This is a genomic window from Zemynaea arenosa (assembly GCF_004614185.1).
Taxonomy (GTDB): domain Bacteria; phylum Pseudomonadota; class Gammaproteobacteria; order Burkholderiales; family Burkholderiaceae_D; genus Telluria; species Telluria arenosa.
On sequence record NZ_SPVF01000163.1, the window covers coordinates 1 to 9,937 of the forward strand.

Here is a 9,937-nt window from a genome sequence, read left to right on the forward strand (position 1 = left end):
GCGGCCAGCTTGGCCTTGCGGCCGGTGGTGGTGGTCTGGACAGCGGCGGCGGCCTTGCCGGACGCGCGCGCGGGCGCTGCGTCTTCAGGCGCGGGCACCAGGGTCGGCACGCCGGTCACGCCTTGTGCGGGCTCGGCCGGACCATAATCTTTGGCCAGCAGAATGGTCGCTGGCTTGGAAGGCATTTTGGGCAATGGCATCAGGACCTCAGGCTAGGGAAAAGTGAATAAACGCCGCGGCCCTCGCAGTGGCGGCTGCCAGGCGAGGGGGACAGTTCAAAGCGGCGGAATGAGCTGAGGCGCTGCACTCAGGGCAGCAGGGTTGAAGCGGACTACTGTGGGCTTCGGTGCGACTCAAAATAGCTGATGCAATCTTGGGAGAAAGGGTTGATCAACAGAGTCCCCCGAGGAGGTCAGGCCAGGTTCTTGACAAATTCCAGGACTTCCTCGGCGTGATTCGGAACTTTGACGCCCCTCCATTCTTTCACCAAGCGGCCTTCAGCGTCAACGAGAAACGTACTGCGCTCGACCCCCCTGACTTTCTTGCCGTACATGTTCTTCATTTTCATGACATCGAACTGCGTGCACACGGCCTCGTCCGGGTCGGAAATGAGTTCGAACGGCAGGCCCAGCTTGCTCTTGAAATTCTCGTGCGACTTCAGCGAATCGCGCGAGATGCCGTACACCTCGGCACCGGCGGCGACAAACTGGTCATGCAGGTCGCGGAAGGCGATGCTTTCCGTGGTGCAGCCGGGCGTGTTGTCCTTGGGATAGAAGTAGAGGACCGTGTACTTCGCCGGCCGGCCCGCCAGCTGGAAGGTCTTCTCGCTGGTCATCGGCGCCGCGAAGTCGGCGAAAGCGTGGGCGGTGAGTGCGTCGGCCATGGTGTTCTCCTTATTGTTGGGTATCCAGCACGATCAGCTGGCCCGAACGGCCCGGCACCTCGCCCCACTGCACCGGGTACTCGGGCAGCGGCTGATCCTTCACTTTCTCATAGTAGTCCGCCATCGAGGCCAGGCGGTAGCCCTGCGCCTTCCAGCCGGCCAGCAGCGCCTCGAACACGGGCGCCAGCTTCTGGCCTTCCAGCTCCGCGTGCAAAGTATAGACGTGATCGCGCCGGTCCCTGGCGGTCAGTTCGAGCAGGAACTCGGCCACGTTCTTGGTATCGATGGTGCGGCCGTTGATCTCGCGGCCCAGGATCTCGTCCAGCGTCGGCAGGGTGGTCGGCAGCTGGATGTGGCGCATGCCCTGGATGCGATAGGGCCCCGCCTTGGACTGCTTGAGCGAGCCGTCCTCGTTCAGCAGCGCGCGGCCGTCGGAGGCGTACATGTAGCCGGCCGCGTCGTGCTCGATGAAGGCGTATTCGTTCATCTGCCAGCCCGCCGCGCCATGCGTGTGCGGCGGCATGCCGAAGATGCGGCGGTAATGGTCTTCCGCCCGGCGCATGGTGTTCATGGTCCAGTGCAGGTTCTTCTTGCGCACATTGTCCTGCCAGACCACGTGGTCCCAGGTATGAATACCGACATCGAAGCCGGCATCACCGACGGCGCGAATCTGGTCCGCACACTTGTTGGCGATCTTGGGGCCGGGCAGCAGCACGCCGTACATCAGCGTCTTGAAGCCGTAGTGCTCCACCACGGAGGTGCGCGAGACTTTCTTGAAGAAGCCCGGCCGGAAGGCGCGGCGCAGGGCCCATCCCGTGTGGTCCGGGCCCAGCGAGAACAGGAAGGTGGCGTGCGCCTGGTGGGCGCTGAGCATGCGAACCAGGTTCGGCACGCCCACCCGGGTGCCGCGGTAGGTGTCGACGTCGATCTTGAGCGTCAGCAGCGGCGCATCGTTGGTACTGTCTGATTCCGTCAAAGGTGATCCGTGTTAGTCCATCAAGGCTTTGGCCGACGACACCTGGCCGCGGTAGGCGTCGAAGATGCCACGCAGTGCGTCGGCCATCGTGGTGGTCGGCTTCCAGCCCAGTTCTTCGCAGGTGTTGGTGATCTTCGGCACGCGGTTCTGCACGTCCTGGTAGCCCTGGCCGTAGTAGGCGCCCGAGGTGGTCTCGGTGATCTTGACCTGCTTGGCGCCTTCGGCGTATTCCGGGTACTCGGCGGCCAGCTTGAGCATCATGTCGGCCAGCTCGCGGATCGAGTAGTTGTTGGACGGGTTGCCGATGTTGTAGATCTTGCCGCTGGCCGCGCCGTCCTTGTTGTCGATGATGCGCATGAGGGCGTCGATACCGTCATCGATGTAGGTGAAGGCACGCTTCTGGTAGCCGCCGTCGACCAGCGAGATGTTCTCGCCGCGGACGATGTGGCCGAAGAACTGGGTCACCACGCGCGAAGAGCCTTCCTTTGGCGTGTGGATCGAATCCAGGCCGGCGCCGATCCAGTTGAAGGGACGGAACAGGGTGAAGTTCAGGCCTTCCATGCCGTAGCCCCAGATCACGCGGTCCATCAGCTGCTTGGCGCAGGAGTAGATCCAGCGCGGCTTGTTGATCGGGCCGCAGATCAGCTCCGAGTTTTCCGGATCGAATTCTTCGTCGTGGCACATGCCATAGACTTCGGAGGTCGACGGGAACACCAGGTGCTTGCCGTACTTGGCGGCCGAGCGCACGATCGGCAGGTTGGCTTCGAAGTCCAGTTCGAACACGCGCAGCGGCTGTTTCACGTAGGTCGACGGGGTAGCGATGGCCACCAGCGGCAGGATCACGTCGCACTTTTTGACGTGGTACTCGACCCACTCCTTGTTGATGGTGATGTCGCCTTCGAAGAAGTGCATGCGCGACTTGTAGGCCTCATTGCCCAGCACCTCGCTGATACGGTCGGACTGCATGTCCATGCCGTAGACGTGCCAGTCGGTCGTTTCGAGGATGCGCTTGGACAGGTGGTGGCCGATGAAACCATTGACACCCAGGATGAGGACTTTTTTCATGTTTCTCTCTTTTGAAGATTCGTTCAGGCGTTCAGTTGGGCGTTCAGTTGTTCACGCAACTGCGCCGGTGTGACCGCGACACCATCGGCCAGCAGGCTGTGGATCGCCAGCGCGCGGCCATCGCCGCAAACGCCAAAGATGTCATTATCTACCACGGCCAGTCCCGGTGGCAAACCGGCGGGCGCTTGCGCGGCCAGTCTTGCCCTTTCGATAACGTAGGTGCGGCCGTTCTGTTCCGTGAAGGCGCCCGGGTAGGGCGGGGCCACGGCGCGGTGCAGGTTGTAGACCTCCTGGGCCGGTTTGGACCAGTCGATGCGGCCATCTTCCGGCTTGCGGCCGCCGAAGTAGCCGCCCTGCGTCAGGTCGTTGACGGTGCGCGGCGCGGTCCCGCCCAGCAGGGCGGGCAGCACCTTCCACAGCGTGATCTCGGCCGCCACGGTGACCTTGCCGAAGACTTCGTGCGAAGTGTCGTCCGGCAGGATCGGCACGGCGGTCTGCGCGACGATGGCACCGGCATCCGGCTTCACCGTCATCTCATGCAGGGTGGCGCCGGTTTCGGTGGCGCCGTGCAGCACCGCCCAATTGACCGGCGCGCGGCCGCGGTACTGCGGCAGCAGCGAGCCATGCATGTTGAAGGCTGGCGCCACGTCGAGCAGGGACGCGGGCAGCATGTGCCGGTAGTAGAAGCTGAAGATGAAGTCCGGCTGCGCGGCCTTGACCGCAGCCAGCAGGTCCTCGCCTTTCGCGTGCTCCGGCGTGATGTAGCGAATGCCCTCGGCCTTGCAAACCGAGATGACGGACTCGAACCAGATGTTCTCGGTGGCGCTGTCTTCGTGGGTAACGACCAGCGCGACATCCACGCCGCCCGCCAGCAGCACCTTGAGGCAGCGGACGCCGACGTTGTGATAGGCGAAGACGACGGCGCGTTTGCGCGGTTGCGGCGACTGCTGCGTCATCAACGGCCCACCGTGCGCTTCTCGAGGCTGACACCTGCAGCATCCGCGTCCTCCGGCAGGATGATCTCCTTGCCCGGCTGCTGCTGCAGGATGGTCTGCACCACATAGCGCGGCCGTGCGCGCACCTGCTGGAAGATACGGCCCACGTACTCGCCGAGCAGACCAATCCCGAACAGGATCACGCCCATAAAGAAGAAGGTGATCGCAAACAGCGTGAACACGCCTTCCGCTTCCGCGCCCAGGAACAGGCGGCGCGCGACCAGCACGACCACCAGGATCGCGGACAGGAAGGACATGCCGATGCCCAGCATGGAGAACATCTGCAGCGGCACCAGCGAGAAGCCGGTGACGAGGTCGAAGTTCAGGCGGATCAGCGAGTACAGCGAGTACTTGGATTCCCCGGCCGCGCGTTCCTCGTGCTCGACGATGATCTCGGTCGGCTTGCGCGCGAACTTGTAGGCCAGCGCGGGCACGAAGGTATTCACTTCGCCGCACTGGTTCACCAGGTCGATCACGTTGCGGTGGTAGGCGCGCAGCATGTTGCCCTGGTCCGTGATGCGGATGTTGGTGATGTTCTCGCGCAGGCGGTTCATGGCCTTGGACGCGATGGTGCGCCAGGCCGAATCCTGGCGCTTGCGGCGGATCGAGCCGACGTAGTCGAAACCCTCGCGCATCTTGGCCACCAGCTTGCCGATTTCCTCGGGCGGGTTTTGCAGGTCCGCGTCCAGGGTCACGATGATCTCGCCGCGCGTGACTTCGAAGCCCGCCAGGATCGCCATGTGCTGGCCGTAGTTGCCGTTGAAGAGGACCACGCGGGTCACGTCCGGGCGGGCGCGGAACTGCTCGGCGAGGATCGAGACCGAGTTATCGCGGCTGCCGTCGTTGACGAAGATGATCTCGTACGGCATATGCAGCGCGTCCAGCGCCGGATACAGGCGCGCGAACAGGGCGGGCAGGCCGGCCTGCTCGTTGTAGACCGGGATGACGACCGAGACTTCGGGTTTCATCGCGAGGACCGTCATTTGGCGAGAACCTGCTTGACCGCGGCCACCACGCGCTCGACGTCGGCCAGCGTCATTTCATAGAACATCGGCAGGGTCACGGTGAGGCGGCCGATCTTTTCGGAGACCGGGAACATGCCCTCCTTGAAGCCGCGTGCGCGGTACATGGTGAACAGGTGGATTGGCGCGTAGTGGTAGCCGGTGCCGATGTTGAATTCCTTCTGCAGGCGCGTCATGAAGTTGGCGCGCGTGCCTTCGCCTTGGTCGGGGAGGATGATCTGGAACAGGTGCCAGTTGCTGCTGCCGAACGCCTGCTGCGGGAGCTGCGCGCCGGTCTGCGCCTCGAACTCGTCGCCGAAACATTCGAAGTATTTGCGCGCCAGCTGCTCTCGGTGCGCGTTGACCTTGTCGATCGTTTTCATCTGCCCGAGGCCGATAGCCGCGGTGATGTCGGTCATGTTGTACTTGCCGCCCAAAACGTCGACATCGATGCCATCCACGCCGCTGCGGGTCACGCCCTGCAGGCGGTATTTCTCGGCGAGGCGGGCCTCGTCCGCATTGTTCAGGACCAGGCAGCCGCCTTCGCCCGTGGTCAGGTTCTTGTTGGCCTGGAAGCTGAAGGAGACGAAGTCGCCGAAGGCGCCGATGCGCTGGCCGTTCCACTTCGAACCCATGGCCTGGGCTGCATCCTCTACCACGCGCAAGTTGTGCTTTTTCGCGATGGCGTACAGGCGGTCCATGTCGACCGGGAGGCCGGACAGATAGACCGGGATGATCGCCTTCGTGCGCGGAGTGATCGCCGCTTCCACCTTGTCGAGGTCGATGTTGCGGGTGACCGGATCGATGTCCGCGAACACCGGGGTGGCGCCGACTTCGATGATCACGTTGGCGGTGGCGACCCAGGAGATCGGCGTGGTGATGACTTCATCGCCCGGGCCGATGCCCGCGATGCGCAGGGCGATCTCCATGGTGCAGGTGCCGGAATTGAAGGTGCGCACCGGGCGTCCGCCAAAGTAGTCCGAGAGCTGTGCCTCGAACGCCTGCACCTTGGGGCCGCTCGTGATCCAGCCCGAACGCAGCACCTCGCCGACAGCGGCAATGGTGTCTTCATCAATGGTCGGCCGCGAAAACGGCAGGAAGGGCAAGGCGCTCATGGGGCTATCCGTGGAAATAAACCGGCGTATTCTAACAAATTGCCACTTAGCTGACCGTTAAGCTGCGGCATGGCCGGATGGCCAATCTTGCCAACGTGCAATGTTAGAATGGCTGCCAGTTCCACTTGGGAGTCCAGATGGGAAATTGGAGCACTCAGCGGCGCGCCGCCTTTATTCTGCTCGCGGGACTGACGCCGCTTGCTTGGGCGAACAACGATTCGTCCGGTCTGCACGAGATGGCGATGTGGCTGTCCGCCGTCAACGGCGGCATCCTGGCGGCCAGCGCCATTGCGCACGTTCCCGGCCTGCTCGGACGCCGCCGGCTGCAGACCGGCGTCCTGCTGCTGGCCAGTGTGCCCACTTTCCCGTTTGCGCTACTGTTCGCATTCGCGCTGTGGCACACCATCGTAGATTTCGGGTTCGACGATTGGAACCGGACGCTGTCCGCGTTTGCGGCAGTTGTGGGCCTGTGGTGCTACCACGTGCTCCTCTTTTATCTTGCATGGCAGCGGAACAGGCGGCAGCGCTTCAGGGCCGAAGAGCCCCTTCCTTCGGCCGGGCCGAGTGCGCAACCCGTCGGTACAGCGTATGCCGTGCGTTCGGCCGTCGACGAAGCGTTCCCGGTACCGGAAGGTGGCTGGGCTCCGCCATCAGCTACGGGCGAGCAGGGCCACGCCGACGATGATGACGAGGATGGCAAGAATGCGCAGCGGCGGCACGGACTCGCCCAGGAACATCCAGGCACCGACGGCGCTGACCACGTAGCCGAGTGAGAGCATCGGGTAAGCGATGGTCACGTCAGTGCGGGACAGGCCGATGATCCAGACCACCAGCGAGATCGCGTAACAGGCCAGTCCGCCCAGGATGGGCAGCTGGGTGGCCAGTTTAAGACCGGTCTGGAACCAGTTGTCCGCGGTCAGGTGGATGGCGCCGATGGCATTGGTCCCGGCCTTGAGCAGCAGCTGGGCGCAGGCGTTCAGCAGCACGCCGCTGATGATAAAACCGAAGGTGGCGAGGTTCATAGGTATTCTTTTATTTGTTGACCGCGATGGTACGGCGGCCGTCCGCGCCGATGATCCGCAGCGGCACGCCCTGCTTCTGCAGGGTGGGCACCAGTTCGTTGTTGATGACGGCGACGTCCTTGATGCCCGCCTGCGCATCGCGCGTCCACTCGGCCACCCACGCGTCCACCGTCGGAATCGAGAGCTGCGGCTGCTGCTGCAGGCCGAAGGTGAATTCGTCCCAGTAATCGACCAGCGTGACCGTGCGGTCGAGGTAGTAGGTCAGCGACTGCTCGTACACCTTGACCGAGAACACGCGCGACTGCGGCCCCAGTTCCGCCTTGATCGCCGGGACGTATTCCAGCGCCGCGCGCTGCGCCCCATACGGCGCAAACCCCGCCAGCGCCAGTTCGGTGGCGCCGAAACCCGCGATGGCCAGGGCCAGCACGGACAGGTCGCGCTTCAGCTGCCGCGCCCACAGCATCGAGGCCAGGCCGCCGACGAGGGCCAGCAGGCCGGCGGCGCTGATCCACGGCGCGAATGCCTCCAGCAGGGGCAGTTCGCCCGGGTTGTGCTTCATCTTGGGGATGAACGGCACGAGGGCCAGCAGGCCGATACCCACCAGCGCCAGGATGCCCGCGGCCAGCATGCGGCTGCGGCGCGTGCCGTCTTCCAGGTAGCTGGCGGTGAGCAGGGCCAGCGCCGGGAACACCGGCAGGATGTAGCCAGGCAGCTTGGAATTGGATTTGGTGAAGAACAGGACGATGAAGGCGAACCACACCAGCAGCATCAGGCGCGGACGGAACACCGAGTCCTCGCGCTGCCAGCCGCGCCGGATCGCCTGGGGCAGTACGCCGAGCCAGGGCAGCATGCCGATCGCGGTCAGCACGAAGAAGGTGTACCACGGCGCCTCGCGGTGATGCTCCTTGAGCAGGAAGCGGTCGAAGTGCTCGTGCACGAAGAAGAAGTGCGGCTGCTCCGGGTTGCGCAGGCCGACCAGCACGAACCACGGCGTGGCGATGGCGAAGAACAGCAGCAGGCCTTTGCCCAGGTGGAGACGGGTCCAGATCTTCCAATCGCGCGCCACCAGCGTGTAGATCACCAGCACGCCCCCCGGCAGCACCAGGCCGATCAAGCCCTTGGCCAGCATCGACAGGGCCATGCCGGCCCAGCACACCAGCATCCAGTTGCGTCGCTCCGCGGGCGTGGCGTCGTCGCGCTGGGCCACCAGCAGGGCCATGAGGGCGATGGTCATCATCCCCGAGAGGCTCATGTCCAGCGAGTCGATCTGGCCGCAGGCGGCCCAGTAGAAACAGGAACCCAGCACCAGCGCGCCGTACAGGCCCACGCGGCTGTTGAAGACCTTGAGGCCCGCGTACCACGTCAGGACCACGCCAAGGATGCCGCAGGCGCCCGTCCAGAGGCGCGCCTGCCATTCACCCAGGCCAAAGGCCGCGAAGGTGGCGGCGTTCATCCAGGTTTGCAGCGGCGGCTTTTCGAAGTACTTGATGCCGTTCAGGCGCGTGGTGACCCAGTCGCCGGTGCGCCACATCTCGCGCGCCATCTCGGCATAGCGGCCTTCGTCCGGCGGCACCAGGGCGCGCAGGTCCAGCACGAACAGGGAGACGAGGGCGAACAGGATGAACAGCGCCCACAGGAAGCGGCGGTTGGCGTGCAGGTCGTTCATCAGGCGGCGCCCGCCGGGGAGATGATCAGCGCCAGGGTGACCTTGCGGCCTTCCTGCATCAGGATGTTGTAGGTGCGGCAGGCGGCCTGGCTGTCCATGCTCTCTACGCCGACGCGGCGCGCAGCCAGGGCGGCGGTCAGCTTCGGATGCACGAAGCGCTGGCGCTCGCCGGTGCCGAGGATGACGACGTCCGGCTGGTCCTGCTCGATGAGCGCGAAGTGTTCGGCGGTGAGGTCTTCGAAGCGCGTCACGGGCCAGGGCCGCGGCGGGACTTCCGGCATCACGATCAGGCTGTGTTCATGGCGCTGGGCGTTGATCTCGACGCCCTTGTCGTCGTAGGCGGTGACGGTCTGGTAGTGCTGATTGGGAGAGCTGGAGTGGAGCTTCATGTTCGCTTCGTGGCTGTACCTGGCGGTGAAGGCCGCTAGGATGCCACAAACGGCCCGTGCGCGCGACTGCGCAGCGGGCTTCCGGCGCTTTCGCCTGGGGTCAGCGGCCGGGCTTCTTCGCCTTCTCCCAGACCGGGGCCCACATGGGGTGGCCTTGCTCGCCCGGGGCGAGGTCGAAGCTGGGGTCGAGCTTCAGGGCTTTCTGGAATTGCTGGCGGCAGGGGACGGGTTTGCCGGTCAGGCAGTAGCTGAAGGCGGTGTACTTGATGGCTTCCAGCTGGGTGGCTTTGTCGGCCTTGGAGATCTCCTGGGATCCGCTGAGCAGCTTGATGGCGCCCGGGTAGTCGCCGCTGTTGTAGAGGGCCAGGCCGGCGGCAAGTTCTTTGCGGGCCGGGGTCTCGGGGGCTTTCGGCGCCGTCTGCAGGCTGCCGCAGGCGGCCAGCAGCAGGGCCAGCGCGGCGGTGAGGATGGATGTGCGGCGGGGCGTCATGGGTTCAGATGCTAGTTCGGAGCCGCAAAATTGCGCGCCACGGTGACAGTCTTGCCTTCGTCGACGGTGACGGTGGCGGTGTACGGCGCGTAGGCCGGGTTGGTGATCTTGATCTCATGGCGGCCCGGGGCGAGGTTCAGAGTCTTGAGCGGCGGCGTTACGCCCTTGCTGGCGCCATCCACGGTCACGCTCCCCCACGGCAGCACCGCCAGGCTCACGCGTCCCGTTTTCGCGACCGGTTTGCTCGCGGACTTCGCGACGGCGTTCCCGCTTCCCTTGCTCACGCCATCGCCGCCTTTCGCAGCGGGTGCGCCGGACCCGCTGCCGTCCCGCTG

Annotated in this window: 11 protein-coding genes and 1 pseudogene; all 12 read right to left on the minus strand. The window is 64.7% G+C overall.

The window, feature by feature from the left end; translation table 11 throughout:
* Positions 1-200: pseudogene (locus E4L96_RS13300) on the minus strand (PhoH family protein); the annotation flags it as partial.
* A 212-nt stretch (positions 201-412) separates the two neighbouring features.
* On the minus strand, positions 413-883 hold the full coding sequence (locus E4L96_RS13305) for a peroxiredoxin (RefSeq protein ID WP_135207713.1): 471 nt from the start codon (positions 881-883) through the stop codon (positions 413-415).
* A 10-nt stretch (positions 884-893) separates the two neighbouring features.
* On the minus strand, positions 894-1,859 hold the full coding sequence (locus E4L96_RS13310; protein WP_229414453.1) for a polysaccharide deacetylase family protein: 966 nt from the start codon (positions 1,857-1,859) through the stop codon (positions 894-896).
* A 12-nt stretch (positions 1,860-1,871) separates the two neighbouring features.
* Entirely contained in the window at positions 1,872-2,924 is a 1,053-nt protein-coding gene (locus E4L96_RS13315; RefSeq protein ID WP_135207714.1) for a bifunctional UDP-4-keto-pentose/UDP-xylose synthase, read from the minus strand.
* A gap of 23 nt (positions 2,925-2,947) precedes the next feature.
* The gene (locus E4L96_RS13320) at positions 2,948-3,880 is read right to left on the minus strand and encodes a formyltransferase (protein WP_135207715.1); all 933 of its coding nucleotides are present in this window, start codon (positions 3,878-3,880) and stop codon (positions 2,948-2,950) included.
* A complete protein-coding gene (locus E4L96_RS13325) occupies positions 3,880-4,887 on the minus strand; it encodes a glycosyltransferase (protein ID WP_135207716.1) in 1,008 nt (335 codons plus the stop codon). Before E4L96_RS13325 ends, E4L96_RS13320 begins: the two co-directional genes overlap by 1 nt.
* Positions 4,888-4,898: 11 nt before the next feature.
* Positions 4,899-6,035, minus strand: a complete 1,137-nt coding sequence (locus E4L96_RS13330) for a DegT/DnrJ/EryC1/StrS family aminotransferase (protein ID WP_135207717.1) — start codon at positions 6,033-6,035, stop codon at positions 4,899-4,901.
* Positions 6,036-6,685: 650 nt separating this feature from the next.
* Entirely contained in the window at positions 6,686-7,057 is a 372-nt protein-coding gene (locus tag E4L96_RS13335; RefSeq protein WP_135207718.1) for an EamA family transporter, read from the minus strand.
* A 10-nt stretch (positions 7,058-7,067) separates the two neighbouring features.
* Complete coding sequence (locus E4L96_RS13340) at positions 7,068-8,723, minus strand: glycosyltransferase family 39 protein (RefSeq protein ID WP_135207719.1); 1,656 nt, start codon at positions 8,721-8,723, stop codon at positions 7,068-7,070.
* The gene (locus tag E4L96_RS13345; protein WP_135207720.1) at positions 8,723-9,112 is read right to left on the minus strand and encodes an Mth938-like domain-containing protein; all 390 of its coding nucleotides are present in this window, start codon (positions 9,110-9,112) and stop codon (positions 8,723-8,725) included. Before E4L96_RS13345 ends, E4L96_RS13340 begins: the two co-directional genes overlap by 1 nt.
* A 100-nt stretch (positions 9,113-9,212) precedes the next feature.
* On the minus strand, positions 9,213-9,602 hold the full coding sequence (locus E4L96_RS13350; RefSeq protein ID WP_135207721.1) for a TssQ family T6SS-associated lipoprotein: 390 nt from the start codon (positions 9,600-9,602) through the stop codon (positions 9,213-9,215).
* Positions 9,603-9,613: 11 nt separating this feature from the next.
* On the minus strand, positions 9,614-9,937 hold a 324-nt coding region (locus E4L96_RS13355; RefSeq protein ID WP_181017614.1), incomplete at its 5' end, for a PEGA domain-containing protein.